The sequence below is a fragment of the Bacteroides mediterraneensis genome (genome assembly GCF_900128455.1).
Taxonomy (GTDB): Bacteria; Bacteroidota; Bacteroidia; order Bacteroidales; family Bacteroidaceae; genus Phocaeicola; species Phocaeicola mediterraneensis.
In genome coordinates this window covers 3,705,117-3,731,754 of record NZ_LT635783.1, presented here as the reverse complement: position 1 = coordinate 3,731,754, position 26,638 = coordinate 3,705,117, and the positions used below count along the sequence as shown (strand labels likewise).

The following is a 26,638-nucleotide window of genomic DNA, read 5'->3' as shown; positions in this document are numbered from 1 at the left end:
ACGAAGTGTCCCCGAAGTCTGCATAAAGGCTTCGGGGACACTTCGTTTATAGATAGGACTGTTATTCTCTGTCGCTGTCTTCAATCAGTTCGCGGATGGTCTGGTTGAGTTCCTTTTCTTTGAGCAGTTCCTCCAGAGTGAGATGCATACGCCAGCGCCAGTAATGCCGTGGATGGGCCGGAATGTTGATACGTTCGGCTTCTACCTCCGGATTGCGCAGGCGTTCGTCAATGCTCATCCAATCCTGCCAGGCCAGTATGCAAAGCAGGGACGGACTTTTCAGGTGATTGAATACGATGTCTTTGCAAAGCCATCCGGGAGCAGGTGACGGAATGGCTCCCATGTGATGCATTTCGTTGTGATAGAAGCGTTCGGTGCGCGCCGGGTCTTCTTCCCACCAGCCACGCAGGGTAGACATGTCGTGGGTGCCGATGGTGCATACCGACAGGAAGGGATAGTTTTCCGTGTGTCCGAATTCCTCGTTCATCTTTTTGGGCATGCGCTGTATTTCGAGCGACAGAATCTGCAGCTGTTTCATGACCCAAGGCACACATTCGGGCACCATGCCGAGGTCTTCACCGCAGACCAGCATCGGAGTGGACTGCGTGAGAACCGGTAATTTCTTCATCGCTTCCTGATACCAGAACTCGTTGTGCCGTTGATAATAGTAGTGGTTGTACAGGTGATTGAAGGCCTCCTGTTCCTTGGAACTCAGCTGCTGGAACACGAAGTCATGCTGCACGGCAATGCGCGGATGGTATTTCTCCGGGTCGTGGTGATCGGGGAGGAAGAGCACGTCACTGATGAGGGTGTAGAGACCTTCCTTCAGCTTCAGACTTTCTTCGTCGTGCTTGTCGCCGAACCAGGCTTCCACTTTTCGTTGGGTGTCAAATTCCGGACGCATGGCATAGCGCCCTTCTGCCACAGGTTCCAGGAAGGTGTTCCGCACCATGTCGCTTTGTGCGCCGAAGAGTTTCTCCAATACGCTATCGTCGATGAACGGATGGGTCATGAGGTCGGGCTGGAAATTGAGGCCGAAACTCTTGATTTCGTCCACGCTGAGCGGAAGAGACGGCGAGAACTGGCCGAGCAGTCCGTGTACGGAATGGTCGGGAATCTCCCAAATGCGGAAGAAGCCCAGAATGTGGTCGATGCGGTAGGCCGTGAAATACTCGGCCATCTTGGAGAAGCGGCGGCGCCACCAGCGGTAGTTGTCCTTTTCCATGACCTCCCAGTTGTAGGTGGGGAATCCCCAGTTCTGTCCGTTGACCGAGAAATCGTCGGGGGGAGCGCCGGCCTGTCCGTTGAGGTGGAAATAATGAGGTTCTACCCATGCTTCCACGCTGGTGCGGCTGATGCCGATGGGGATGTCCCCTTTCAGCAGGATGCCTTTCTGGCGCGCGTAGGTGCTCACTGCCAGCAGTTGAACGTGAAGCAGGTATTGCAGGTAGTAATAGAAAGCTATCTGCGGATAAGCTTTGTGTCCGGAGGTACACAGTTGCGCTATTTCGTCTGCCTGATAGGTGCGGTAGGTCGGCCACTGGTTGAAGTCGGGGGTGCCGTACAAGTCGCGCAGGTAACAGAAGGCGGCGTACGGACGCAGCCATTCTTCATTGTGGCGGAAGAAGTCCAGGAAATCTTCCGAGGCGAGTGTCTTCTTTCCTTCCTGTTTGTATATCTGGTGCAGGTAGTCCAGCTTCAGTTGGGTGGACTGTTCATAATCCATCATGGAGAAAGAATTTACTTTGAGCCGTTCCTTTTCGAAGGCTTCGGCCGCTTTCTTGTTGTGAAGCGGCGGGAGCTGGCGAAGGTCAATGTACATCGGGTGGAACGCATAGATGGAGATGCTGTTGTAGGGATAAGAATCTGTCCACTTTCCCGTCAGCGTGGTATCGTTGATGGGAAGAATCTGGATGACTTTCTGCTTGGTCTCGTACGCCCAGTCCATCAGCATCTTCAGGTCGCCGAAGTCACCCATGCCGCAGCTTCCTTCCGAGCGGAGGGAGAATACGGGGATGGCGCAGCCGGCAATCCGGTGGGGAGTGTCGTCAAAGAATACTTCCGTCTCCATGGGCAGATAAGTCTCTCCGCGCTGCAACGGCTGGAGAGGGAAGGTGCGGTTGGGACGTGTTTCCCATCGTTCTACGGCTCCTGTTTCTTCTTGCAGTGCCACGAACTTGTATTCAAAAGGGAACTGCAGGGTGGACGCATCCAGCGTCAGGTGCCATACATTGGGCTGCACTTCCTTCATCCGCAGCGGGCGGCAATATTCCCAGTTACCCAGAGCGGCACAGCTTCCGATGACTCCCAGTTGTTGTTTCCGGTTCCGCAGTCCCGGGCAGAGCGCCCGGAAAGTGATGCAGCGCCCGGCATTGTCGGACAGTTTGGACGGTTGTTCCAGCGTATATGTGTGGTTGAAAGCCGAGGTATAGAGATAAGCGTTCTGTGGCAGGTCTCTCCAGCAGTCTTCAATGAGATAATGCTGTTGTTGCACGTTGCCCGGGTAAAAAGAGTGGGGGATGGCTCCGAACTCTTTCCGCACCACCTTCCCGTGCAGGCTGACGGCATAGCGGTAGGTGATGGGCTCAGAGGAAAGAAAGTCGAAGTTCGCTTCACCCGTCCATTCCTCTCCGTTACGTGTGGTCATTTCCACGGTATGTTGTATCTGTTGCTGATTGAGGAAGATGCAAAGGCTTTCTCCCCAGACCGTGCGGTATTGTATGCGAAAAGTAATTTTCATATCTTATGTATTAGTTGTGGCTATTTGTTCTGCTCAAAAATAATGAATCTCATGGAGTTGTGCAAATAAAAAAACTCCGGATGTCCTTTCGGAATCCGGAGTTTCCCTCTGTAAGATGTGAGGCTGGATTTAAAATAATGAATTAAGAAAAAATGGAATCATGCGTCGATATTTGCATACGTCGCATTCTTCTCAATAAATTCACGGCGCGGGCCTACATCGTCGCCCATCAGCATGGAGAAGATGTAGTCGGCTTCGGCCGCATTTTCAATGTTCACTTGTTTCAGGATACGGGTTTCCGGATTCATGGTGGTTTCCCACAGCTGTTCCGGGTTCATTTCACCCAAACCTTTGTAGCGCTGGGTGTGGATGCCTTGTTCGCTTCCGTCTCCGTATTTCTGGATGAAGGCCTGACGGGCTTCGTCCGTATAGCAGTATTCACTGATTTTTCCTTTGCTGCATTTGTACAACGGCGGAGTGGCGATGTACAGGTGCCCGCCTTGGATGACTTCGGGCATGTAGCGGTAGAACAGTGTCATGATAAGGGTGTCGATGTGAGAACCATCGACATCGGCATCGGTCATGATGATGACCTTGTGGTAGCGCAGCTTGTCGATGTTGGCTTTCTTGCTGTCTTCTTCTCCGTCCACTCCGAAGCGTACCCCCAGTGCCTGGATGATGTTGTTCACTTCGTCGCTTTCAAATGCCTTGTGCCACATGGCTTTTTCTACGTTCAGAATCTTACCGCGCAGCGGCAGGATGGCCTGAAACTGACGGCTTCGTCCCTGCTTGGCAGAACCACCGGCCGAATCACCCTCGACGAGGAACAGTTCACATTCTTCTGCCACACGGCTGGAGCAGTCGGCCAGCTTGCCCGGCAGTCCGCCGCCGCCCATCGGGCTCTTGCGTTGAACCGATTCGCGGGCCTTGCGGGCAGCCACACGTGCGGTGGCAGCCAGTACCACTTTATCGACAATGATTTTAGCTTCTTTCGGATGTTCTTCCAGATAGTTGGTCAGGGCTTCGCCCACCGCCTGGTTTACGGCACCGCTCACTTCGTTGTTGCCGAGCTTTGTCTTGGTCTGGCCTTCGAACTGCGGTTCGGCCACCTTGACCGAAATCACGGCAATCAGCCCTTCGCGGAAGTCCTCTCCGGAAATTTCCACTTTGGCTTTTTCAAGCGCCTTGCTTTCTTCGGCGTATTTCTTCAGCACGCGGGTCAGGGCCATTCGGAAACCTGCTTCGTGCGTACCTCCTTCGATGGTGTTGATGTTGTTCACATACGAATGTAGGTTTTCGCGGAATCCCGTGTTGTACATGATGGCACATTCGATGGGAATTCCCTGTTTTTCCGTGTTCAGGTAGATGACGTCGTCAATGAGCGGAGTATTGTTGGAGTTCAGGAAACGCACGAACTCTTTCACTCCTTCCTCGGAGTGGAACACTTCCTGCTTGTAGGAACCGTCTTCTTCCTTCACGCGCTTGTCGGTCAGCGTGATGGTGATACCCTTGTTCAGGTAGGCCAGTTCGCGCATGCGGGCCTGCAGGATGCTGTATTTATATTCGGTGACGGTGAAGATGCTGGCATCGGGCCAGAACGTCTGACGGGTACCGGTGATGTCGGTCGTGCCGACTTCCTTCACGGGATACAGCGGCTTTCCACAGGCATATTCCTGCTGGTACACTTTTCCGTTGCGGAATACGTTGGTCGTCATGTGAGTAGACAGGGCGTTTACACACGAAACGCCGACTCCGTGCAAACCTCCGGATACCTTGTAAGAACCTTTGTCGAACTTACCTCCGGCATGGAGGACTGTCATTACGACTTCGAGGGCTGATTTTTTTTCTTTCTGGTGGAAATCGACCGGGATACCGCGACCGTTGTCCTGTACGGTAATCGAGTTGTCTTCGTTGATGGTTACTTCTATATGTGTACAATAACCGGCAAGGGCTTCGTCAATGGAGTTGTCCACTACCTCGTAGACCAGGTGATGCAAGCCTTTTTCGCTGATATCGCCGATATACATGGCGGGGCGTTTACGAACGGCCTCCAGTCCTTCCAGTACCTGGATACTGCTGGCCGAGTAGTTGCTTCCGCTGTTCTGTGTCAGTTCTTCACTCATGTTTTTTCTTCGTTTTTTTAAGCTTTCAAAGATACTAAAAAAACTGTTACGAACCGATTTTCAGCACTCTAAAAATCGTGAAAAAGGCATGAGGCGGGTAGATACGACAAAAGGCCAGATGATGACATCCAGCCTTAATATCTTTCTTACGTCAAGTGTAAACTTAAGCCAATTTGCTGATATAAGCAGCCAGTTTAGACTTCAAGTTAGCAGCCTTGTTCGCATGGATAATGTTGCGCTTAGCCAGCTTATCCAACATTTTCTGTACACTAGGATACAATGCAACAGCTTCAGCTTTGTCTGTAGTTGCACGAAGTTTCTTCACTGCGTTACGCATTGTCTTCGCATAATATCTGTTGTGAAGTCTTCTTTTTTCTTCCTGTCTGATTCTCTTAATAGATGATTTGTGATTTGCCATCTCGACTAATCTTTAATATTGTTCGTGATTTCTGTTTATTATGTAGCCCGTGGGGGAATCGAACCCCCCTTTCAAGAATGAAAATCTTGCGTCCTAACCGATAGACGAACGGGCCATCCTTTGTCTCAGGAAGACCTCCTGATTCTTTACGAGGATACTTATCTCTCGTTTGCGGATGCAAAGGTAGGAAGAATTTTCTAAACTCCAAAACATTCCTGATTTTTTTTGTGGGTTCAGACGTGATTTTCCTTCGAAACGGGAAGGAATGGGGCTGGGAGAGGCCCGTAAATTGTGGTGATTTGTTCGGTCTGGGAGAATTTATGCAATCTCTAGGGTGTATTTTCCCGGACATCATTCTTTATTCTCTGTACGGCAGTGTGAAATTTGTATCCCACACTGCGGGATATGTATTTCACACTGTGGTTTTTGTATCCCACACTGTGGGACAGAGAAATCTTTATGGATTTTGTTTGTTTAGTATAAGGACTTTTTCTAACTTTCACCCCTAAAAGATATTATATTAAGGTAGATTGAGAAATGAAAGGCTATAAATTGAAGTCTGTAGGCGTTTACGACGGAAAGGTTTGTATGGCGTCGTTGGACGGCAAGAGTGGGGAATTCGTTCCATGTGAGGTACTGGAATCCTGTAAGGAGTTGGTTTATATGCGTCTGCGGACATTGGAGGCGGTGGCTTCTTTCCGTTTTTTGGAGCGCGCGATAGGGGTATTGACCCAGCATGAGATACCTGTTTTTGCCATGGCTTCTTCTGCCGGAAGTTTTTCCGTAGTGACGGGGGGTGAACATGACAGCCTGGAAGAGGTCTTCAAGGAACTTTCTTCATTTGCCGAAGTGGCGTTGGAACGTGACGTAGAGGTGATTTGCGTACAGGAGGATGCGGATACTTACAGTGAGAAAGCGGAGCAGAATCTGGTGTCGTTGCTGAAAGACATTCCCGTGTTGATGGTTTCTTCGGAGGAAGGAGCGGGAAGGGTGACCTTGACGGTGCGCCGGGAGGATCGTGAGAAGGTGATTCGGTTGTTCCGGGAAGTGTGCGGGTGCCGATAAAAAACGTTTAGTTTGGAAGATATGTTGCAAAAGCTGGAAGGTGTGGTACTGCACGTGGTGAAATACAGCGACAAATCGAATATTGTGCGTATTTACACCCGGGAAAACGGAAGTATGTCGTTCTTGATACCGGCTGTACGTTCGCGTAAGTCGTTGGTGAACGGGGTATTGTTCCGTCCTCTTTCGCTGGTGGAGGTGGAGGCGGATGTGCGTTCGCGGACGGCCCTTCCTTCCGTAAAGGAAGCCCGATTGGCTTATCCGCTGGAGTCTGTGCCATACGACCCGTATAAATTGGGTATCGCCATGTTCTTGGCGGAGTTCTTGGCACATGCCTTGCGTGAGGAAGGCAAGAACGAGCCGCTCTTTGCATATTTGTCGTCTTCTATCCGTTGGTTGGATGCCTGTCGGGCGGACTTTGCCAATTTTCATCTGGTTTTCTTGATTCGGTTGTCGCGTTTCTTGGGCTTTTATCCCAACTTGGAAGATTATCGGGAAGGAGACTGGTTTGACATGCTGAATGCTTGTTTTGTGGCGACCAAACCTCTGCACGGCATGTCGCTTTCGCCGGAGGAAGCTTCGCATATCTGTCAGCTGGCCCGTATGAACTACGACACGATGTTCCTCTTTGGGATGAACCGCTTGGAACGCCAGCGTTGTCTGGCTGTGATGATGGAATATTACCGTCTGCATCTGCCGGATTTCCCGGAATTGAAATCACTCGATGTACTGAAGGATTTGTTCGGTTGAGGCTGTACAGCAGGGTACAAAAAAACGGGATGCATTCTCTTTTCTCGAAAATACATCCCGTTAGAATCTGTATGGGGAGGATTTTATCCCAGCAATTCTTTTACTTTGGCAGAAATGGCGCGTCCTTCAGCCAGTCCGGCCAGTTCTTTGGAAGCTACACCCATTACTTTTCCCATATCTTTTCCACTGGTAGCACCTACGCGGGCGATGATGTCTTTCAGTTTGGCTTCCAGTTCTTCCGGAGAAAGCTGTTTGGGCAGATAAGTCTCGATGACACGTACCTGAGCCATTTCTTCTTCGGCCAGGTCGGCACGTCCTTGTTCTTCATATACAGCTGCTGAGTCTTTTCCTTGCTTCACCAGTTTCTGCATGATTTTCAAGGCGGCATCATCGGTCAGTGTGTCGTTGGCTCCCGGAGCGGTTTTTGCTTCCAGGAAACATTTCTTGATGTTGCGCAAGGTTTCCAGTCTCACCTTGTCTTTGGCTTTCATGGCCTCTTTGATATCGTTGCTAATCTGATCAAATAAATCCATATTCGTTATATTGTTTTAAAATGTCATTCTATTTCTGGGTTAGAAGGTAATGGTCATGGAGCCGGCCGTGTTGGCGGTTTCCGGTTCCGGGGTGACCTTTTCTTCCGTGCTGGCTTTGGAACGGATATTTTCCAGTTCCATTTTCGTACGCTTGTAAGTCGGAGTGGTTTCTACCATGCTGATGATGTCGTCATTGGCAAGGTCTTCCTGACTGAAAATATAGATATTTGGGCGTTTCTTCCGCATACTGCTTTTCAGGATGCTTTTTCCGTAGTAATCGCTGCGGCGTTCGTCCTTTTTCTGTTCCTCTTCTTCCAGGTCGTCCAGACGTTTCTGTTCTTCCAGCGAACGTTGTTTGAGTACATTGTCCATGCCCGGTACGTCTTTGATGCCGAATCCCGTGGCCAGAATGGTGAATTTCACCTGATTTTCCAGTGTCTCGTCGGTGTAAAGACCCCACTTGGTTTCTACGTCTTTTCCGAACTTGCTCATGAATTCATGGATTTCGTCCATTTCACCCATCATCAGTTCGCTGTTGGGGCTGTAAGTAATGACGAACAATACTTTCTTGGAGTTGAAAATATCATTGTTGTTCAGCAGCGGAGAGTGAAGCGCATCGGTAATGGCCTGTGTCACTCTTCCTTCTCCTTCACCGTATCCGGTACTCATGATGGCCACTCCACCGTCTTTCAACACTGTTTTCACATCGTTGAAGTCCAAGTTGATGATACCTCGCAGGGTAATGATTTCGGCAATGCTCTTGGCGGCGATGGACAAGGTGTCGTCTGCCTTTCCGAAAGCATTCATGACGCTGATATCAGAATACACGTCACGCAGGCGTTCGTTGTTGATGACCAGCAAGGCATCCACGTGTTTGCTCATTTCTTCCACACCGTCGAGTGCTTGGTCAATTTTCTTGTTGCCTTCGAACAAGAACGGGATGGTCACGATACCTACGGTCAGGATGCCCATATCCTTTGCCGTCTTGGCGATGATAGGAGCGGCACCTGTTCCGGTTCCTCCTCCCATACCTGCGGTGATGAATGCCATGCGGCATCCGTCGTTCAACATATTTTTGATATCTTCGATGCTTTCTTCTGCGGCAGCCCGTGCTTTTGCGGGGCGGTTTCCAGCTCCCAGTCCTTCACTACCTAACTGGAGCTTACGCAGGACGGGAGATTCTTCCAAAGCCTGGTTATCCGTGTTGCAGACCACGAATGTCACATCATGGATACCTTCTTTGTACATGTGGTTGACGGCATTGCCACCACCGCCACCCACACCAATTACTTTTATTATATGTGGAGAGTCTTTCGGAAAATCGAAAGGTACCATTGTTTCGTCTGACATAATTCTATCTATTTATGTGAGTAATCAGTTATCTTTTAAAATCTCATCAGAAAGGTTGGTTACTTTCTTTGCGAAAATGTCGAACCAGCTGTTTTCCTTCTTTTCTTTGTTGATTTTGGCTTCCAGTTCGTTCAACTCTTCTTCCTTTTCAGCAAGATGCATGCGTCGTGCATTTTCCACTTCTTTTAAAGCTGCCTTGTATTTCTTCTTGCTCAATTGCAGCCGGGCTTCTTCTACGTATGCAGTATATTCTTCCAAGCGTTTCCGGTTGCGTTCCTCTTCCTGACGTTTCTTTTCTTCATTGATTTTCCGGAGACGTTCCGCTTCCTCTTCGGCTTTGCGTCTTTCCTCTTCTGCCCTGAGACGTTCCGCTTCTTTCCGTTTGGCTTCTGCTTCTTTTTCTTTTAAGTCATCAATGAAGTCAAGTTGATGGCCCTTCCGTGGATCTACTTTAAGGCAATTTTCTTTTCCTTCTGCCAGCAAGCCGATAAGTGTGTTCTTGGTACCGTTCTTGGGCAGCTGGATAGCGCCATCCAATGCAATGTTACAGCCTTTCGCGATACGGATTTTTTCAATTTTGGTAATCTGTTTGAAGGCTTCGTCGATGTTAGGCATGTTGGATGCTCCTCCTGTCAGCACCAGTCCTGCGAGCAATTTATCACCGTAATCGGATACCATAATCTGGTTCCATACGTTGGAAATAATTTCATTGACACGGGCTTCCACGATATATTCCAGCTTATGAGCCGGGATTGTGCATTTACCTTCGATGGTATATTCCTGTTCATTGGCTTGTTCTTCCTCTTCAGCAGGAGGAGTGAGGGCACACCCGTAACGGAGTTTCAGCTGTTCGGCATCCTCTTCTTCAATTTGCAGACTGCAGATGTCTTTTGTGATGTTGTTGCTGCCCAATGGAATTACTGCCAGATGGCGCAGGATATTGTTCTTATATACAGCCACGGTAGTGGTGTCTGCTCCTAAATCTACAAGTGCACAGCCTGAACGTCTCTCACTGTCAGTCAATACGACGTTGGCAGTAGCCACTGGCGACAGGAAGTAGTCGGCAATTTCATACTTCGTTTGTTTGAAGCATTGCGCGATTCTTGCTTTCAGTGTGTGGTGTGCGATGATATTCAAATAACGTCCTTCAATACGGTCGGCAGAGATACCGACAGGTTCAGTCAGGAGATTGTTCCCCACTTTGTATTCCTGAGGTTCTACATCCAGAATCTCTTGGTCGACCAATGAAATTTCGCGGTTGGTTTCCATGAGCGATTCAATCAGCGCCTGTGAGATTTTGGTGTCTTCTCCTAATTGTTTGGTGACATGGTTGCGCATGCTTCTGATGGACTGCCCACCAATTCCTACGTAGACTTTCTTGATTGAAGCCTGCAAATCGTTTTCCAGTTTCTGAATGACAGAAACCAGTATTTGTGTGGTTTTATCTAAGTTGAAGATGGCTCCTTTTTTGATACAATCTGATGAAGGGGCATTGGCATAGGCAAGAATCTGGATACTTCCATCAGCATTCTTTTTGCCGGCAATTCCCGTGATGTTGGTCGAACCCAGTTCGATAGCTGCTATAAAATCTGTTACTGCCATATCTTAGTTTTCTTTTTTTGTTCCGATAATTTGATTGTTAAATTCAATGCTGATCCGTTCGTATTTATTCCAGCCGATACGGTTTAGCACTTTACTGTAAAACGTTTGCAATTTACTGAATTTTTCTTCAAAATCAGTGGCTTTCCCTAAAAAAAGAATATGGTCTCCCACTCGTGGTACAATTTCCAGCTCTTTTTTGGGCGTTACGTTGATTTGTTCCACTTGTGCGTTCCAAAAAGGACTGTGCTGGAGGTACAATCCCAGTTCATACAATTCGTTTTGGGCAAACTTACGGTCAATAAAACCTGTAGCGACTGCCACATGAATGGGCTTGCCGGTTGCATTCATGATTTTACCGGATTGGTCGATATAGTAATTGTCGCCATTGCTGCTCATCACTCGGAGTATCGGAATCCGCTGGTAGATTTCGATACCTACTTTCCCTCCCGACGTAAGGTAACATTCAGCCTTGCTGATGAAGGGATGTTTGGAAAGGGTCTCTTCCAGCTGGCGTACATTGATTGTACCGATACGTTTCTTTTCCGGGTAAAGATTTTTTTCCGTAAGAAGCTTTTTTACCTCTTTGTCAGTGATGAAGCCGTAGTCAATACTGTCTTTGACAACCAATTTCATACCCTTGCAGACCTGATTTTCAGGCTGGTGGTTGAATACAGTTACGGCTACAACCAGGTAGGCCGAAACTACTAACAGAATACAGAGTATGAAAATTCGTTTAATCATCTATCTTTCAGTAAATCATAAATTTGTGGAACGTAATTGTCTATATCGCCAGCTCCGAGTGTGATGAGTACATCCAGCTTTTTCTGCTTCAGTACGTCCAGCAGCTCTTCCTTGGTACACATGCATTTTTCAATGTTTGGCCGCAGATTGTCATAAATGAGTTGGCTGGTGACTCCGGGGATAGGGGCCTCACGAGCCGGATAGATATCCAGCAGAATGACCTCATCCAGTAGAGATAAACTGCGGGCAAAATCTTGGTAGAAATCGCGGGTGCGTGTGTAGAGGTGAGGCTGGAACACTGCGGTGATTTTACGGTCGGGATACAGACGGCGGATAGAAGTCACACTTTGACGGATTTCTTCCGGATGATGCGCATAGTCGCTCAGGAAGACAATGTGTGCGTTTTTTATCTTAAAGTCAAACCGACGGTCTACTCCCCGGAACTGTGGCATGGCAGCCTTTATTTCTTCTGTCGTAGCTCCTCCTATTTGTGCCAGTGCCATGGCGGCAATTCCATTCTCAATGTTGACATAAACAGGTACTCCTAACTGGATGTCGGCGATATTCCCTAACGGAGAGATGTAGTCGAAATAGATTTCTCCGTCCTTAATACGGATATTTTCCGCGTGGAAATCACCTTTGTCTGCGGAATAGGTATAGACTGTGACTCCGGGTTTGACGTCTGGTTGCAGCTCCAGACCTTCCTTCATGATAAGGTATCCGTCCGGACGGATGAGGGAGGTATATTTACGGAAACTTTCCAGATAAGCCTCATGGGTGCCGTAAATGTCCAGATGGTCTGAATCGGTAGCCGTAATGACAGTGGCATACGGAGTGAGCCAATGGAACGAACGGTCGAACTCATCCGCTTCAATCACTACATAGTCACTCTTATCCGACAGGAGCAGGTTGGTCTGATAATTTTTGGAAATTCCTCCCAGGAAGGCATTACAGCCCACGTGGGAATGATCCAGTAAGAAGGCAGCCATGGTAGAGGTGGTAGTCTTTCCATGCGTTCCAGCTACGCATAAACCTTTTTCTGTCTGAGTCAGCATACCCAATACCTGTGCACGTTTGTGGATTTCAAAGTGATGTTCCTGAAAATAGACCAACTCTTTATGAGTAGCTGGTATGGCAGGAGTAAATACCACTAAGGTTGTTTCCGGATGAAGGAACGCTTCCGGAATTAACGCTACATTTTCCTCATAGTGAATCTGTGCTCCTTCTTGGATTAATCTTTCCGTCAGCTCACTTGGAGTACGGTCGTAACCGCCTACTTTTTTCCCTTTTGAAAGGAAATAACGTACCAGAGCGCTCATTCCGATACCTCCGGCTCCGATGAAATAGACGGCTTGTATAGTATTAATGTTCATGACTTTCTTTGTATTTTAATGCCAGCTTGCAGACTTCTTGTGCAATGATGTTTGCAGAGTCCTTGATAGCCAGTTTTTTGATATTCTTGCTTAAGTTTTCCAATACGTCCGGTTTACTTACCGTATCGATGGCTGTATCGACCAATGTTTGTGTGGCTTCACTATCTTTGACATAAAGAGCTGCTTGTTTGTTCACGAGAGCCAAAGCATTTTTGGTCTGATGGTCTTCTGCCACGTTGGGTGAAGGAACCAATATGACTGGTTTTCCCAGCAGGCAGAATTCTGAGATAGAGCCAGCTCCGGCACGGCTGATTACCAAATCGGCGGCGCTGTAAGCTGCAGCCATATCTGAAATGAAGTCTGTCGTGTACAGCATAGGCAGGCTGCCATAGGCCTTAACGGCCTGTCGGGCTTCATTGATATAGATTTTACCCGTCTGCCAAATGAATTGTACACCGGATGCTTTCATTTTGTTGAATCCTTGCATCATGCAGTTGTTGATGGTACGCGCTCCCAGACTGCCTCCGATAATCAGGATGGTTTTTTTGTTCGGGTCTAAGCCGAATGAACGGATGGCCTCTTCCCGTGAAATATTTTCCTTTAGCAATCCTTGGCGGACTGGGTTTCCTGTAAGAATGATTTTGTCCTTGTCAAAAAAACGTTCCATCCCTTCGTAGGCCACGCAAATCTTTTCTGCTTTCTGTGCCAGTAGCTTGTTCGTTACCCCTGCATAGGAATTCTGTTCCTGTATCAGGGTAGGGATTCCCATCATGCCGGCCACTTTCAATGTCGGTCCGCTGGCGTAACCACCTACTCCTACAGCTGCGTGAGGCTTGAAGTTCTTGATGATTTTTCTTGCCATCAGCTGGCTTCTGAACAGCTTGATGAGTACGCTGACGTTTTTCAGCAAATGTTTTCTGTCAAATCCAGCCACCGGAAGTCCGATAATTTTGTATCCGGCAGCCGGTACACGCTGCATTTCCATGCGTCCCTCTGCTCCGATAAACAGAATCTCAGCTTCGGGGTGTAGTTCTTTGATTGCGTTGGCAATGGAAATGGCCGGGAAGATATGTCCTCCTGTACCACCGCCACTTACTATGATGCGTAAATTTTCTTCCATATTTTGTAGTATTTCCTGCAAAGTTATAAATAAACTTTTAAACAGACTCTTCTTGTGTAGTGATATTGCTGGCTGGTGTAACCTCTTGTGTCTGGCTGGCTTGTTGTAGCCGTGCTTCTGCCTCTTGACGTTGCTTCAGGTCATTGACGTAACGGCTGATACTGAGGATGATGCCGATATACACACTGTTTATCAATGTGGCAGTTCCTCCCTTGCTGATAAGGGGAAGAGGTTGCCCGGTGACAGGCATGATACCCACGGCCACCAGCATGTTGAATGTGGCCTGCATGACAAGAAGTATCCCGATTCCAGTGATGAGAAACACGTAGTACGACTTGTCGCAGTTTCGGGCAATCTTTGCGATTCTCATCAACAGGAGAATGTAAAGGGCGGCGACAAAGGCGCCTCCTACGAGGCCCAATTCCTCAATGATGATGGCGTAGATGAAGTCCGAAAATGCCTGTGACAAGAAATCTCGCTGTACGCTGTTTCCAGGTCCTTTTCCCACAATGTTACTGCTGGCGATAGCAATGTTGGCATGAGCAATTTGGGCGTCGTTGTCAATGTCGAACTTGGCAGCTGGAATCTCAGCTTCATCAAAATGGTTGTTCAGACGGCTTTGCCAAGTCACCATACGGTGAAGCCCTATTTTATCCCAAGCTTCGCCAGGCACGTATTTGATGGTTCCTACTCCGATGAGAATACAGGCTATGCCGATACCGGCCAATATGCCAAGTTGTTTGAAAGGAACTCTACCGACAAACATCAGCAGGAATACACTTCCAGCCAGAAGCACTGCGGTGGACAAGTTTTCACTGACAATCATTCCGCAAGTAAGAATGGTGATGATACAGATGTATTTGAAAGCCTTCTTGTTAGCTCCATTCTCTTCTTGCATGCGCGATAAGATGAAGGCAACCGTGATGATGGTTCCCATCTTGGCTACTTCCGAGGGTTGGAACTGGATAAATCCCAAGTCAATCCATCGTTTGGCGCCGTTGGTGAGTGAGCCCAGAATGAAAACGGCTGCCAGCAATACCCAGGAGATAGGCAACAAGACTATGAATGTCTTGAACCAACGGCAGGGAATATTGTGTACAATCCAAACCGCAATGGTGCCTACCATCAACAAAGTCAGGTGGTTGGTGATAGGTCCCCAATGATCCCCACTCTTGTAAGTCAGGGTACTGGACGCACTGAATACTTCTACGATGGATATCAGGCAGAGGAAAAGGTAAATAATCCAGATTGCCTTGTCGCCTTTAAAAAAGTTTTTTAGCAAATCCATAAACTTGTTGTTTCTAACTCCTTGGTTATATTATAAGTTTCTTACACATTCCTTGAACTGGTCGCCACGGTCTTCATAACTTTTGAACAAGTCGAAGCTGGCACAGCAAGGGCTGAGCAAAACGGTTTCTCCTTTTTGGGCCATTTTATAAGCGGCATCCACCGCATCCTTCATGCTTTGCACGTCGGCGATGGGAAGACCGAAGCTGTCGAAAAAGGCATGCAGTTTCTCATTGTGAAGTCCCAGGAAAATCAGACCGCTGCATTTTTCTCTTACCAGGTCGGCGATTTCGTTGTAATCGTTTCCTTTATCCTTTCCACCCAGAATCAGGACGGTCTTGGTTTTCATGCTTTGCAAGGCATACCAGCAGGAGTTGACGTTGGTCGCCTTAGAATCGTTGATATAGTCTACCCCTTTTACGCGGGTTACTTTCTCCAAGCGGTGTTCCACCCCTTTGAAATCGTGCAATGCTTCCCGGATACATTCTTTGCGTATGCCTGCAATGTTGGCCGATATGCCGGCTGCCATGGAATTGAACAGATTATGGGTTCCTGTCAAGGCCAGTTCTTCCTCTTCCATATTGAAGGCGATAGGTCGGGTGAAATACACCTTATCCTTTTCTGTGAACGCTGCTACTCCTTCTTCGTTCTTCTCGGCAAACGGGAAATATTGTCCGTGAATGCCATACTTGTGGAGTTCTCTTTGTATGATGGGGTCATCGTTCCAGAAGATGAAAGCGTCATCGTTGGTCTGGTTCTGGATAATCCGGAACTTGGCGTCCACGTAATTCTGCATTTCATAGCCGTAACGGTCCAGATGGTCGGGAGTGATGTTCATCAGTACAGCGATGTTGGCATGAAATTTATACATGTTGTCGAGCTGGAAACTGCTGAGTTCGATGACATAGTAGTCAAAATTACATTCAGCTACCTGATATGCCAAGCTTTGTCCGATGTTTCCGGCCAATCCCACGTTCAGTCCTGCTTTCTTAAAGATATGGTAAATCAGGGAAGTGGTAGTTGTCTTTCCATTACTTCCGGTGATGCAAATCATTTTTGCATTCGTATAACGTCCTGCAAATTCAATTTCCGAAATGACGGGAGTACCCTGATCCTTCAATTTTAAGATGATGGGTGCGTCATTCGGAATTCCCGGACTTTTAATCACTTCGTCCGCATTCAGAATCAACTCTTCTGTGTGTTTACCTTCTTCCCACTGAATACCTCTTTCGTTCAACATCGTTTTATACTTGTCCTTGATGGTGGACATGTCTGAAACGAATGTGTCAAAACCTTTTTTCTGTGCCAGGACAGCGGCACCTGTTCCGCTTTCTCCTGCTCCTAAGATGACAATTCTTGCCATTGCTTTATCTGATTTTAAGTGTGATTATCGTAATTGCTGCCAGTACAATGGTTACAATCCAAAAACGGACTGTAATTTTGGATTCATGAAATACGCTGTGAGGGCGTGTGACCAGATACGTACAATTCGGGTCAAGCTGTGCCAATGTGGTGCGGAAATGGTCATGTATCGGCGTACGTTTGAAGATACGCTGCTTGACACCTTTCTTTTTGCCGCGTTGGAAATACTTGACTTGTAGGATAACCGATAGGTTTTCTACCAGAAATACACCGCATAAAATAGGGATAAGTAATTCCTTGTGTATGATAATGGCAAATACGGCTATCAGTCCTCCGATGGTAAGACTGCCCGTATCGCCCATGAACACTTGTGCCGGAAAGGCATTGTACCAAAGGAAACCAATCAAGGCTCCGATGAAGGCACAGATGAAGATTACCAGCTCTTCACTGCCAGGAATGTACATGATGTTCAGGTACTCGGCATATTCTATGTGGCTGGACACGTAGGCTAATATGCCGAGGGTCACCCCTATGATAGCCGAGTTTCCTGCTGCCATTCCATCCATGCCGTCGTTCAAGTTGGCACCGTTGGATACGGCTGTCACGACAAAAATGGTTACCAGCACAAATACAATCCATCCCGCCTTTTGTGCATGGTCTCCCAAGAATCCCACAAAATCAGCATAATCCAAGTTGTTGTTCTTGAAGAAAGGAATGGTGGTTTTGGTGGATTTCTCGTTCACAGGTTTATGAACCACATCTACCACTCGTCCGTCTTGCTGGATTTCAATGTTTTCCCGAATCACGACATCCGGACTTAGGTAGAGAGCCAGTCCTACAATGAGTCCGAGTCCTACCTGACCAATTATTTTAAACTTCCCATGAAGCCCTTCCTTGTCTTTCCGGAACACTTTGATGTAATCGTCCAAAAAGCCTAATGTACCCAGCCATAAGGTTGTGACCAACATCAGAATCATGTAGATGTTGTGCAATTTGCCCAACAGCAGGCAGGGAATCAGAATGGCTACAATGATAATGATACCTCCCATGGTGGGTACGCCTACCTTCTTTACATTGAAAGGGTCGACAGAGGCATCACGCTGCGTTTCCGTAATCTGTTTTCTCTTGAGCAGATTGATAAAATATTCTCCGAAAATGGCAGATATCAGTAGAGACAGAATTACAGCCATCAGCGAACGGAACGATACATAGCCGAACATTCGTGCACCCGGGAAACCAAATTGCTCCAAATATTGAAATAGATAATATAACATTGTCTTTTCGTCGTTTTTTTATTCTTCTCCTTTAAAAATCTCGTCCAAAACTTCTTTGTCATCGAAATGTGATTTGACACCTTTGACATCTTGGTAGGTTTCGTGTCCTTTTCCGGCAATCAGAATCACGTCTTGTGGCTGTGCCAGCATACAGGCCGTGCGGATAGCCTCTTTACGGTCTACAATGCTGATTACCTTTTTCATGTCTTCTTTGTTCAGCCCGCTCAGCATGTCATTGATGATGTCCTGTGGTTCTTCGAACCGGGGATTATCTGATGTAATGATGACTTTATCGCTGCGTTTTACCGATTCTTGTGCCATCAACGGCCGTTTTCCTTTGTCGCGGTTTCCACCTGCACCTACCACCGTGATTACATGGCCTCTTCCTCTCAGTACCTCGTGAATGGTGTCCAATACATTTACCAACGCATCTGGAGTATGGGCATAATCGACAATGGCGGTGTATCCTTTAGGAGAACGTTTGGCATCGAAACGTCCGCAAACCGGGCGTAGCATGCTGAGTTTTAGCAATACATCTTCCGGCTTTTTCCCTAACAAGCAAGCAGCTCCATATACGGCCAGCAGATTGGAGGCATTGAAGCGTCCGATGAATTGTACGTTTACTTCCCGGTTGTTGATGTCCAGTAGCATACCGTCAAAGCTGTCTTCCAGTACTTTCCCCTTGAAGTCGCACAATGAATGCAGGGAGTAGGTTGACACCTTGGCCTTGGTGTTCTGCGTCATTACCAATCCGTTTTTGTCATCCGCATTGGTTAAGGCAAACGCCTGTTTAGGAAGGCCGTCAAAAAACGCCTTTTTAGCCTTCAGATAATTTTCGAAAGTTTTGTGATAGTCCAAGTGGTCACGGGTAATATTGGTAAAGATACCTCCGGCAAATCGCAAGCCGCTGATGCGCTTCTGCACCATGGAGTGCGAACTGACTTCCATGAAGGCATATTTGCATCCTTCATCTGCCATGCGGCCCAATAGCTGGTTGAGCGTGATGGGGTCGGGGGTTGTATGTTCTGTGGGGATAGCTTCTCCGTCGATGTAGTTACATACGGTAGATACCAGTCCGGTCTTGTATCCGAACGAACGGAACATAGTATATAATAAGGTGGCAATGGTCGTTTTTCCATTGGTCCCGGTTACACCGATTAAATCCAGTTTGGAGGTCGGGTCTCCGTAGAAGGTAGTAGCCAGTTTACCTACGGCCTCTTCCGTGTCTGCCAGTTGTATGTAGGTGACGTGAGCTTCCTGCTTTTCGGGCAGTTGCTCGCAGACAATGACCGTAGCCCCGTTTTCAATGGCTTTTGGAATATAGTTATGTCCATCGGCTTGTGTGCCTTTTACAGCCACAAACATGAAGTCATTCTTCACCATTCGTGAATCCATGTGGATTCCAGAAACTTCCAAGTTGGTCTCACCTATGATTTGGAGCGGATTGACCGCTTTCAGGATATTTTCTAATCTCATCTCTTTTTAGTCTAATGTTAATGTAATTGTTTGTCCTTTATGTAAATAAGAGCCTGCGTTGAGGCTTTGCTTTATTACTTTTCCTGTACCGGATAAGCGAACCCTGAGCCCTTTGCTTTCCAACAGATATACGGCATCTTTGGCTCCCATTCCTCTTACATTGGGAACCAGGCTTTTATCCGTATGTGTCTTTTTCAGTTCTGCATAAGTGTCGCTACAGTTGGCTCTTCCCCAAATGGGTGAATTGCCAATGGGAATGCTGGCGCTGTTGCTTTTGATGTCCAGACTTTGCAGTACGTATGAAGCCTCTCGTAAATCCCCGTTTTTCACATGAGGGACGAATATAGAGGTGGAATCTTTGGCCGAAGCCAGATTTTGATACAGATGCTTGGCATAAATACGTTCGGCTATCCGGCTGAACACACTACCCGCCTGTAAACCGCCGGATGCAGGACCGTGCGGAATCTGTATGGATACCAGGCAGCTGTACTTGGGAGCCTCCGAGGGGAAATATCCGCAGAAGCTGACCAGATAGCTTACGCCTCCTGCCTTGTATCCTGCTTTTCCCTGGGAAATCTGGGCCGTACCTGTCTTACCAGAAACATTGAATTGTTTGCTTCCGGCCGGTTTGGCCAGTCCTTCTGAAACCACTTTACGTAAAATACCCTGAATCATGGTAAGTGTGGTATCGGAACAGATTTTAGGGTTTACTATTTCTGTCGGATATTCTTTGATGATTTCGCCGTTCTTCGAGATTGCTTTTACAAATTTGGGTTTTACCATGGTTCCGTTATTGGCAATGGCATTGTAAAAGTTCAATATATAAATAGGAGGAATCATTGTTTCGTAGCCTATGCTCATCCACGGGAGGGTTGTCTTGGCAAAATACCGCTCTTTAGGTCCCAGTATGCGCGGACTGGCTTCTCCCGCAAACCCCAGGTTTAGAGGTTTGTCGATGCTCATTCTTCTCAGCCCATCGATGAATTTCTGGGGATTCTGACCGTAGAATTTATCGATGATGGTCGAAACGCCTACGTTGGATGAAACTTCCATGATGCGGGTCACATCTATTTCTCCGTATCCGCCTTTGTACCAGTTCCAGTCCTTCATGTTGCTTCCGTGCATGTTGACCACACCGTTGCCCGTATCCACCATATAGTCTGGAGTGATATATTTATCTTCCAAGGCTACCATGATAGAAGCGGTCTTGAAAGTAGATCCCGGTTCCATCAAGTTGCTGACTGCCGTATTTCTCATTTCATAATAATTGCCGTCGCCAGCCCGTGTCATATTTACGTTGGCTTTTACCTCTCCGGTAGCTACATCCATCACGATGGCTACCCCGAACACTGCGTTGAGGGTCTTTAATTGGTCTACGAGGGCCTTTTCTGCAATATCCTGCATATCGACATCGATGGTGGTGATGACATCACAACCGTCTACGGCCGGTTTGTCAATGATATTCAGATACTTGTTCATCACTTTTTGGCGATGAGTGATACCGTCTTGTCCGCGAAGGATGGAATCGTATGTAAGTTCAAGGCCATTTTTGGCACCTAATTCCATGTCGGGATACATGTCGCCCAAGGTACGTGCCGCCAGTGAACCGAATGGTTTCTTCCGTTGGTTGAATGCCAGCTCATGGAATCCTCCTTTATATTTGCTGAGGTTGAATACCGGCAGCTGTTTTGCTTCTTTATATTCTATGTAAGAAATACGGCGTGGGTAAAGAAGGTAATTTCGGCTTTTCAGTCGTCTTCCTTTTAAAATGTGCTGGCGAAACTCCTTTACGCTTTTGTCCGGAAATATCTGATGCAGGCCTTCGCAGATTTCTGTCAGGTGATTCATCAGCATGGTATCCTTCCTTTCTCCTCCGGCCTTGAAGTCCATGTAAATCTTGTATTCAGGCAGACTACTGGCCATAAGTTTGCCGTCGGCCGAGATGATGTTTCCTCTCGTGGGATGTACTACGACGTTTTCTTTCACAAAACGGTCGGCTACATCTTTCCAGTATTGCCGCTCTGCAAACATGATGATGGCAGCCTTTGCAATGATTGCAATGGCGAGCAGTGCCATGATAAAAACAATGAGCGTATAGCGTAAAATGATATTTTTCTGTCCGGGTATCATTTTTCAATATCCTCCTTTTTGATTAAATAGGGTGGAGTAGAAGCCGTCTCCAGAGGAGTACCCTCTGAAGAAATATATTCTTCGATGCGTGACTGGCGACTCTTTTCCGTCAGTTCCGAAGAAATGGTCAGTGCATCGTATTTGGTGTCAATCAGTTCTTTTTTGAGACGGTCTATTTCAATCATTTCCTGCTGACTTGAGTAGCGGTTGTCTATGTACAGGATAACCAGAATCACAATCAGGATAATCAGGTTGGCCTGCTTTTTCATCAAGTGCACCAGTACTTCTCCTCCCAAGATGCTTCTCCACGTGATATGCGGAGTTTCTTTCGGTATGTTATTTTCTTGCGGTTCCATTGTCATTTCTTTTCTGCAATTCTTAGTTTGGCACTGCGTGAACGCGGATTGCGTTGTACCTCGTCTTCGCAGGGAGTGATTACTTTGTTGTTGATGAGCTTGAATGGGGTTTGTACGTTTCCGAAGAAGTCTTGTTCTGCTTTGCCTTCCACATTGCCTGTTTTCATGATGTTTTTCACCATGCGGTCTTCCAGTGAATGATACGTGATTACCACAAGCCGTCCCCCGGGTTTCAGCGCCTCGGTGGCGGCATAAAGCATTTCTTTCAAAGCTTCCATTTCCTGGTTCACTTCTATGCGGAGAGCCTGAAATACCTTGGCCAGTTCTTTCTTTTCCCTTTCTTTCCCATACAAGGGTTTGATGGTGTCAATGAACTCTCCAATGGTTTCTATAGGTTTGGCGGCTCTGGCCTTTACAAGTACGGAGGCCAGTTTTCTGCTGTTTTTCAGCTCGCCGTACAAGTAGAATACGTTGGCCAGTCTTTCCTCTTCATAAGTGTTGACAATATCGGCGGCTGTGATTCCGGCCCGTTTGTTCATGCGCATGTCCAGTTTCCCGTCGAAGCGGAAGGAAAAGCCCCTTTCCGAGTCGTCAAAATGATGTGAAGAAACGCCTAAATCCGCTAAAATGGCATCCACCTTCTCTACACCGTAGTAACGGAGGAAATTGTGCAGATAACGGAAATTGCTTCTGACGAAGGTAAACCGCTGGTCGTTGACTATATTCTTTTCTGCATCCGGGTCTTGGTCAAAACTGAACAGCTTGCTGTCGCCGTCCATCTGGCGTAAGATTTCTTTGGAGTGTCCTCCTCCTCCGAAGGTTACGTCCACGTAAATACCTTTGGGATGGATATGCATGCCTTCAATACTTTCGTGCAACAATACAGGAATATGATATGTCTGTTCAGTCTGTTCCATGCGGTTTAATTTATGAATTCACCTTATTATATATTCAAGCTGTAAAATTAGATATTTCCATAGAATCGAGCACTATGTTTCCAAGAGAAAATTTAAAGAAGTTATCAACAGGTTGTTTAAGGCCGGATATTTTTCAGAAGTGTTTCCATTTTGTATGCAGATTGGGGCGGAAGAAATTTTTTTTTGTGTGGATAAGTGTATTTTTTGTGGTAAAATGAATGTCGTTTCAAAAGATACGTTACTTTTGCAAGGTAAACTTTTGTAGAATGGGTGAAAATTCCATATTTTTAATTGACATTGATAAAGTATTAAGGGATAAGGCTGGCAAGAAAGCCGACAGAATACCGCGTTTTCTGGTGTCGTATCTGAAGCGTATCGTGCATCAGGATGAGATTAATCCTTTCTTGAAAAGCGTATCCGATAAGACTGGAGTGGATTTTCTGGAGGCTTGCATGGAATTCCTGGATATTAAGCTGGAAGTGAGCGGAATGGAAAATCTTCCGTCCGATCGCTTGTGTACGTTTGTTTCCAACCATCCGTTGGGAGGGCAAGACGGCATTGCGTTAGGATATATCTTGGGAAAACATTACGATGGCCATATCAAATACCTGGTGAATGATTTGCTGATGAATCTTCACGGTTTGGCTCCTTTATGTATTCCTATCAATAAGACCGGTGCCCAGTCGCGTGATTTCCCTCGGATGGTGGAAGCCGGTTTCCATTCAGATTCCCACATCATCATGTTCCCGGCCGGGATTTGTTCCAGAAGGCAGAAAGGAGTTATCAAAGATTTGCCATGGAAAAAGACGTTTGTTACCAAGAGCGTGGAAACACATCGGGATGTAGTGCCTGTTCATTTTGAAGGGCGCAATTCCAATTTCTTTTACAATCTGGCCAATGCATGTAAATTTCTGGGGATTAAGTTTAATATAGCCATGCTGTATCTGGCAGATGAAATGTTCAAGAATCGTCATAAGACATTTAAAGTGACAATAGGAAAACCTATTCCATGGCAGACGTTCGATAAGTCGATGTCGCCGGCAGAGTGGGCGGATTATGTAAGAGAGTTAGTTTATAAACTGTGAAAATACGATTTAATCATAGAGATTATGGAAGATATTATTGCTCCGATTGATAAAGAAGTTCTCAAATCGGAACTGACGGAAGACAAGCGCTTGAGATTCACGAATAAGAGCAACAACGAGATTTATATTATTACTTGGAAAAACGCTCCGAACGTATTGAAAGAAATCGGTCGTTTACGTGAAATCGCTTTCCGGGCAGCCGGTGGTGGTACGGGAAAATCGATGGACCTTGATGAATATGACTTGATGGAAAATCCTTACCAGCAGCTGATTGTCTGGAATCCGGAGGCCGAGGAAATTTTGGGAGGCTACCGTTACCTGTTGGGGGATGAAGTGGAGTTTGATGCGGAAGGAAAGCCGGTGCTGGCCACTGCCCACATGTTTAACTTCTCAGAAAAGTTCTTGAAAGACTACTTGCCTACGACGATTGAATTGGGACGTTCCTTTGTGACGTTGGAGTATCAGTCTACCCGTGCAGGCTCAAAAGGGTTGTTTGCGTTGGACAACTTATGGGATGGACTGGGAGCCTTGACGGTAATCATGCCGCAGGTAAAATATTTCTTTGGCAAGATGACCATGTATCCCAGCTACAACCGTCTGGGCCGCGACATGATTCTCTATTTCCTGAAAAAACATTTCAGTGACAAAGACCAGTTGATTACGCCGATGCAGCCGTTGCAGATTGATACGGACCCGAAAGTGCTTGAAAAGATATTCTGTTACGATACTTTCAAAGAAGACTATAAGGTTTTGAACACGGAAGTGCGCAAGCTTGGTTACAATATTCCGCCGCTGGTCAATGCTTATATGAGTCTGTCGCCTACCATGCGTATGTTTGGTACGGCTATCAACGACGGTTTTGGCGACGTGGAAGAAACCGGTATTCTGATTGCGGTTGATGAGATTCTGGAGGAAAAGCGTGTCCGTCACATTGAATCTTACTTGCGTGAGCATCCGGAAGCCCTGCAGATAACCTCTGGAGCCAATCCGGTAGTCAGCAAGATACATAAATAAATTTCTTATAAAGCAGGCAGGCTGTTCCCGTTTATTTTTCGGTAAAGGTCGAGGGCATAGACGTCGGTCATTCCGGAAATGTAATCGAGTACAGCCTGTATTTTTTCGTATAGGGTCGGTGCCTGGATATAATATTGGCTGGACACGCGGTTGATAAGGAGTTGCGAGTAGGCTTTTTCCGGGTAGCGTACGGCTTCAATCATCAGGTCGATGAGGGTGGTAATGACCTGATAACCGGCCAGCTCGATGTCTACTACGTCTTTGGAACAATAGATTTTTCCGAAGGCCGTACGCGAACAGTTCTTGTATGCATCTCTGACTCGTGGACTCAGCTGTTGAATCAGCGTTCCCTGAAAAGTTCCCTCCAAAATCATTTTTTCATTTTTAATGAATGTCTGTACGCACTCGTTGATTAACACTCCGATGGCCGATGAACGCAGGTAGGCGATTTGTTCATTGGTGTCGTCCACCATTTTGCAGATGGACTGTATATGCTCCATTTTTTCAGGTGCGAAGAACCGGAGGTACAAATCTTTGGTTTCCTGGGTCGTCAGAATCTTCAGCTTGTGTGCGTCTTCGATGTCCATCATCTGGTAGCAGATGTCGTCGGCGGCTTCCACCAGATAAACCAGCGGGTGACGGCAGAATCTCAGAGGTTCTCCCTTCCGGCTTATTTGCTTGAGCCCCAGTTCGTGTGCGATTTTACAGAAACCGGCTTCTTCACTAAGAAAAAATCCGAATTTCTGCTTGTTTCCGGCCAGTTGGGAGGAGAACGGATATTTCACGATAGAGGCCAGTGTGGCGTATGTCAGGACAAAACCTCCGGGACGTCTTCCTTGGAACTGGTGGGTCAGCAGGCGGAAGGCATTGGCATTGCCTTCAAAGTGGGTGAAGTCATCCCATTCCTGAGGGGAAAATGCATTTTGCAGCATGCGTCCCTTTCCTTCCGAAAAATAAGTACCGATGGCTTTTTCTCCGGAATGGCCGAAGGGAGGATTTCCCAGGTCGTGTGCCAGGCAGGCCGCGGCTACGATAGACCCTATTTCTGAAATGTGGGTATGATGCAATTCCGGATGAAGCTTCAGCAGTTCCGTTGAAATCTTGTTTCCCAAGGAACGGCCTACGCAGGATACTTCCAGACTGTGGGTCAGTCGGTTATGTACGAAGATACTTCCCGGAAGCGGGAATACCTGTGTCTTGTTCTGCAGCCGGCGGAAGGGAGCGGAGAAAATCAGACGGTCGTAGTCGCGTTGGAATTCTGTCCGGTCTTCTTTCCGGTGTTCGTGGAGGTTCTCCAGTCCGAATCTTTTATTGGATAGCAATTGTTCCCAGTTCATGGTGTAACTCCTTTGTGGTGTGATATTTAATTTTAAAGAAGCTCTAAAAGTTAAGTGCAAAAATATAAAAAAATGGTAAACGTAACTATTAATTCGGTGGATTGTGTAACTTCGCAACTTCATAAAGGGTATAGAATAAGATGAAAATACAGATTATAAATACTTCACGGCATCCGTTGCCGCAATATGCCACCCCACAGTCGGCGGGCGTGGACCTTCGTGCCAATCTGAGTACACCTATCGTGTTGAAACCTTTGCAGCGTTGCCTGGTACCGACCGGCTTGTTTCTCGCTTTGCCGAAAGGATATGAGGCACAAGTGCGTCCACGTAGCGGACTGGCTATCAAGAAAGGAATCACTGTGTTGAATTCCCCGGGGACGATTGATGCCGACTATCGGGGAGAAATCAATGTGATACTGGTGAACCTGTCGTCCGAAGAGTTCGTGATAGAAGACGGGGAGCGTATCGCCCAGATGGTCATTGCCCGGCATGAACAGGCCGAGTGGGAAGAAGTGGAAGTATTGGATGAAACAGAACGTGGGGCAGGGGGATTTGGCCACACGGGAACGGTATAAACCTTGGGTGATT

The 26,638-nt window shown here is 47.1% G+C and carries 22 protein-coding genes and 1 tRNA gene; 5 read left to right on the top strand and 18 right to left on the bottom strand.

What is annotated here, in order from left to right; genetic code table 11:
• Window positions 1-61: 61 nt before the first annotated feature.
• The 4 genes from BQ7480_RS15940 to BQ7480_RS15925 all read right to left on the bottom strand — a co-directional run bounded on the left by BQ7480_RS15940 (window position 62) and on the right by BQ7480_RS15925 (window position 5,396).
• Window positions 62-2,740, bottom strand: a complete 2,679-nt coding sequence (locus BQ7480_RS15940; RefSeq protein WP_072543622.1) for a 4-alpha-glucanotransferase — start codon at window positions 2,738-2,740, stop codon at window positions 62-64.
• A gap of 158 nt (window positions 2,741-2,898) precedes the next feature.
• The gene (gene gyrB, locus BQ7480_RS15935) at window positions 2,899-4,863 is read right to left on the bottom strand and encodes a DNA topoisomerase (ATP-hydrolyzing) subunit B (protein ID WP_022354673.1); all 1,965 of its coding nucleotides are present in this window, start codon (window positions 4,861-4,863) and stop codon (window positions 2,899-2,901) included.
• A gap of 163 nt (window positions 4,864-5,026) precedes the next feature.
• Entirely contained in the window at window positions 5,027-5,281 is a 255-nt protein-coding gene (gene rpsT / locus BQ7480_RS15930) for a 30S ribosomal protein S20 (protein ID WP_072543621.1), read from the bottom strand.
• Window positions 5,282-5,324: 43 nt separating this feature from the next.
• Window positions 5,325-5,396: transfer RNA gene (locus BQ7480_RS15925), tRNA-Glu, on the bottom strand.
• A 422-nt stretch (window positions 5,397-5,818) separates the two neighbouring features.
• Between BQ7480_RS15925 and BQ7480_RS15920 the strand changes: the two genes are divergently transcribed.
• Both BQ7480_RS15920 and recO read left to right on the top strand, forming a co-directional pair.
• On the top strand, window positions 5,819-6,346 hold the full coding sequence (locus tag BQ7480_RS15920) for a hypothetical protein (protein ID WP_072543620.1): 528 nt from the start codon (window positions 5,819-5,821) through the stop codon (window positions 6,344-6,346).
• Window positions 6,347-6,367: 21 nt separating this feature from the next.
• A complete protein-coding gene (gene recO, locus BQ7480_RS15915) occupies window positions 6,368-7,093 on the top strand; it encodes a DNA repair protein RecO (protein WP_072543619.1) in 726 nt (241 codons plus the stop codon).
• A gap of 83 nt (window positions 7,094-7,176) precedes the next feature.
• On the opposite strand, the gene BQ7480_RS15910 is transcribed toward recO, so the two are convergent.
• From BQ7480_RS15910 to rsmH, 13 genes are read right to left on the bottom strand one after another with little or no spacing between them, the layout of a single operon-like run.
• Window positions 7,177-7,626 carry a GatB/YqeY domain-containing protein gene (locus BQ7480_RS15910; RefSeq protein ID WP_072543618.1) on the bottom strand — a complete coding sequence of 150 codons (450 nt, stop codon included), beginning with the start codon at window positions 7,624-7,626 and terminating at the stop codon, window positions 7,177-7,179.
• A 39-nt stretch (window positions 7,627-7,665) separates the two neighbouring features.
• The gene (ftsZ, locus tag BQ7480_RS15905) at window positions 7,666-8,976 is read right to left on the bottom strand and encodes a cell division protein FtsZ (protein ID WP_072543617.1); all 1,311 of its coding nucleotides are present in this window, start codon (window positions 8,974-8,976) and stop codon (window positions 7,666-7,668) included.
• A 24-nt stretch (window positions 8,977-9,000) separates the two neighbouring features.
• Complete coding sequence (gene ftsA, locus BQ7480_RS15900; RefSeq protein WP_072543616.1) at window positions 9,001-10,578, bottom strand: cell division protein FtsA; 1,578 nt, start codon at window positions 10,576-10,578, stop codon at window positions 9,001-9,003.
• A 3-nt stretch (window positions 10,579-10,581) separates the two neighbouring features.
• Entirely contained in the window at window positions 10,582-11,319 is a 738-nt protein-coding gene (locus BQ7480_RS15895) for a cell division protein FtsQ/DivIB (protein ID WP_072543615.1), read from the bottom strand.
• A complete protein-coding gene (murC, locus tag BQ7480_RS15890; RefSeq protein ID WP_072543614.1) occupies window positions 11,316-12,692 on the bottom strand; it encodes a UDP-N-acetylmuramate--L-alanine ligase in 1,377 nt (458 codons plus the stop codon). Before murC ends, BQ7480_RS15895 begins: the two co-directional genes overlap by 4 nt.
• Window positions 12,682-13,812 (bottom strand): undecaprenyldiphospho-muramoylpentapeptide beta-N-acetylglucosaminyltransferase, encoded by a 1,131-nt coding sequence (gene murG / locus BQ7480_RS15885; protein WP_072543613.1) that lies wholly within the window; start codon window positions 13,810-13,812, stop codon window positions 12,682-12,684. The genes murC and murG overlap by 11 nt, the downstream gene beginning before the upstream one ends.
• A 37-nt stretch (window positions 13,813-13,849) precedes the next feature.
• The gene (locus BQ7480_RS15880; protein ID WP_072543612.1) at window positions 13,850-15,100 is read right to left on the bottom strand and encodes an FtsW/RodA/SpoVE family cell cycle protein; all 1,251 of its coding nucleotides are present in this window, start codon (window positions 15,098-15,100) and stop codon (window positions 13,850-13,852) included.
• A gap of 30 nt (window positions 15,101-15,130) precedes the next feature.
• Window positions 15,131-16,462: a UDP-N-acetylmuramoyl-L-alanine--D-glutamate ligase gene (gene murD / locus BQ7480_RS15875; RefSeq protein ID WP_072543611.1), complete on the bottom strand. Its 1,332-nt coding sequence runs from the start codon at window positions 16,460-16,462 to the stop codon at window positions 15,131-15,133.
• Window positions 16,463-16,466: 4 nt separating this feature from the next.
• Window positions 16,467-17,735 carry a phospho-N-acetylmuramoyl-pentapeptide-transferase gene (gene mraY / locus BQ7480_RS15870; RefSeq protein ID WP_072543610.1) on the bottom strand — a complete coding sequence of 423 codons (1,269 nt, stop codon included), beginning with the start codon at window positions 17,733-17,735 and terminating at the stop codon, window positions 16,467-16,469.
• An 18-nt stretch (window positions 17,736-17,753) separates the two neighbouring features.
• Window positions 17,754-19,211, bottom strand: a complete 1,458-nt coding sequence (locus BQ7480_RS15865) for a UDP-N-acetylmuramoyl-L-alanyl-D-glutamate--2,6-diaminopimelate ligase (RefSeq protein WP_072543609.1) — start codon at window positions 19,209-19,211, stop codon at window positions 17,754-17,756.
• 6 nt (window positions 19,212-19,217) lie between these two features.
• On the bottom strand, window positions 19,218-21,341 hold the full coding sequence (locus BQ7480_RS15860; RefSeq protein WP_072543608.1) for a penicillin-binding transpeptidase domain-containing protein: 2,124 nt from the start codon (window positions 21,339-21,341) through the stop codon (window positions 19,218-19,220).
• Window positions 21,338-21,697, bottom strand: coding sequence for an FtsL-like putative cell division protein (locus BQ7480_RS15855; RefSeq protein WP_072543607.1), 360 nt, complete (start codon window positions 21,695-21,697; stop codon window positions 21,338-21,340). Before BQ7480_RS15855 ends, BQ7480_RS15860 begins: the two co-directional genes overlap by 4 nt.
• Before the next feature lie 2 nt (window positions 21,698-21,699).
• The gene (gene rsmH, locus BQ7480_RS15850) at window positions 21,700-22,614 is read right to left on the bottom strand and encodes a 16S rRNA (cytosine(1402)-N(4))-methyltransferase RsmH (RefSeq protein WP_072543606.1); all 915 of its coding nucleotides are present in this window, start codon (window positions 22,612-22,614) and stop codon (window positions 21,700-21,702) included.
• Window positions 22,615-22,880: 266 nt separating this feature from the next.
• Between rsmH and BQ7480_RS15845 the strand changes: the two genes are divergently transcribed.
• On the top strand, window positions 22,881-23,699 hold the full coding sequence (locus BQ7480_RS15845; protein ID WP_072543605.1) for a lyso-glycine lipid O-acyltransferase GlsA: 819 nt from the start codon (window positions 22,881-22,883) through the stop codon (window positions 23,697-23,699).
• A 24-nt stretch (window positions 23,700-23,723) separates the two neighbouring features.
• Complete coding sequence (locus BQ7480_RS15840; RefSeq protein WP_072543604.1) at window positions 23,724-24,713, top strand: glycine N(alpha)-acyltransferase GlsB; 990 nt, start codon at window positions 23,724-23,726, stop codon at window positions 24,711-24,713.
• Window positions 24,714-24,718: 5 nt separating this feature from the next.
• Here BQ7480_RS15840 and BQ7480_RS15835 read toward each other — a convergent pair whose 3' ends face one another.
• The gene (locus BQ7480_RS15835; RefSeq protein ID WP_072543603.1) at window positions 24,719-26,050 is read right to left on the bottom strand and encodes a deoxyguanosinetriphosphate triphosphohydrolase; all 1,332 of its coding nucleotides are present in this window, start codon (window positions 26,048-26,050) and stop codon (window positions 24,719-24,721) included.
• 140 nt (window positions 26,051-26,190) lie between these two features.
• Here BQ7480_RS15835 and dut point away from each other — a divergent pair, with 140 nt between their 5' ends.
• Window positions 26,191-26,625: a dUTP diphosphatase gene (dut, locus tag BQ7480_RS15830; RefSeq protein ID WP_072543602.1), complete on the top strand. Its 435-nt coding sequence runs from the start codon at window positions 26,191-26,193 to the stop codon at window positions 26,623-26,625.
• Window positions 26,626-26,638 lie beyond the last annotated feature (13 nt).

What these genes read in the sequence shown, in the direction of transcription:
- BQ7480_RS15940 (WP_072543622.1), bottom strand. Translation starts at nt 2,740, where the DNA reads ATGAAAATTACTTTTCGCATACAATACCGCACGGTCTGGGGAGAAAGC.
- gyrB (WP_022354673.1), bottom strand. Translation starts at nt 4,863, where the DNA reads ATGAGTGAAGAACTGACACAGAACAGCGGAAGCAACTACTCGGCCAGC.
- rpsT (WP_072543621.1), bottom strand. Translation starts at nt 5,281, where the DNA reads ATGGCAAATCACAAATCATCTATTAAGAGAATCAGACAGGAAGAAAAA.
- BQ7480_RS15920 (WP_072543620.1), top strand. Translation starts at nt 5,819, where the DNA reads ATGAAAGGCTATAAATTGAAGTCTGTAGGCGTTTACGACGGAAAGGTT.
- recO (WP_072543619.1), top strand. Translation starts at nt 6,368, where the DNA reads ATGTTGCAAAAGCTGGAAGGTGTGGTACTGCACGTGGTGAAATACAGC.
- BQ7480_RS15910 (WP_072543618.1), bottom strand. Translation starts at nt 7,626, where the DNA reads ATGGATTTATTTGATCAGATTAGCAACGATATCAAAGAGGCCATGAAA.
- ftsZ (WP_072543617.1), bottom strand. Translation starts at nt 8,976, where the DNA reads ATGTCAGACGAAACAATGGTACCTTTCGATTTTCCGAAAGACTCTCCA.
- ftsA (WP_072543616.1), bottom strand. Translation starts at nt 10,578, where the DNA reads ATGGCAGTAACAGATTTTATAGCAGCTATCGAACTGGGTTCGACCAAC.
- BQ7480_RS15895 (WP_072543615.1), bottom strand. Translation starts at nt 11,319, where the DNA reads ATGATTAAACGAATTTTCATACTCTGTATTCTGTTAGTAGTTTCGGCC.
- murC (WP_072543614.1), bottom strand. Translation starts at nt 12,692, where the DNA reads ATGAACATTAATACTATACAAGCCGTCTATTTCATCGGAGCCGGAGGT.
- murG (WP_072543613.1), bottom strand. Translation starts at nt 13,812, where the DNA reads ATGGAAGAAAATTTACGCATCATAGTAAGTGGCGGTGGTACAGGAGGA.
- BQ7480_RS15880 (WP_072543612.1), bottom strand. Translation starts at nt 15,100, where the DNA reads ATGGATTTGCTAAAAAACTTTTTTAAAGGCGACAAGGCAATCTGGATT.
- murD (WP_072543611.1), bottom strand. Translation starts at nt 16,462, where the DNA reads ATGGCAAGAATTGTCATCTTAGGAGCAGGAGAAAGCGGAACAGGTGCC.
- mraY (WP_072543610.1), bottom strand. Translation starts at nt 17,735, where the DNA reads ATGTTATATTATCTATTTCAATATTTGGAGCAATTTGGTTTCCCGGGT.
- BQ7480_RS15865 (WP_072543609.1), bottom strand. Translation starts at nt 19,211, where the DNA reads ATGAGATTAGAAAATATCCTGAAAGCGGTCAATCCGCTCCAAATCATA.
- BQ7480_RS15860 (WP_072543608.1), bottom strand. Translation starts at nt 21,341, where the DNA reads ATGATACCCGGACAGAAAAATATCATTTTACGCTATACGCTCATTGTT.
- BQ7480_RS15855 (WP_072543607.1), bottom strand. Translation starts at nt 21,697, where the DNA reads ATGGAACCGCAAGAAAATAACATACCGAAAGAAACTCCGCATATCACG.
- rsmH (WP_072543606.1), bottom strand. Translation starts at nt 22,614, where the DNA reads ATGGAACAGACTGAACAGACATATCATATTCCTGTATTGTTGCACGAA.
- BQ7480_RS15845 (WP_072543605.1), top strand. Translation starts at nt 22,881, where the DNA reads ATGGGTGAAAATTCCATATTTTTAATTGACATTGATAAAGTATTAAGG.
- BQ7480_RS15840 (WP_072543604.1), top strand. Translation starts at nt 23,724, where the DNA reads ATGGAAGATATTATTGCTCCGATTGATAAAGAAGTTCTCAAATCGGAA.
- BQ7480_RS15835 (WP_072543603.1), bottom strand. Translation starts at nt 26,050, where the DNA reads ATGAACTGGGAACAATTGCTATCCAATAAAAGATTCGGACTGGAGAAC.
- dut (WP_072543602.1), top strand. Translation starts at nt 26,191, where the DNA reads ATGAAAATACAGATTATAAATACTTCACGGCATCCGTTGCCGCAATAT.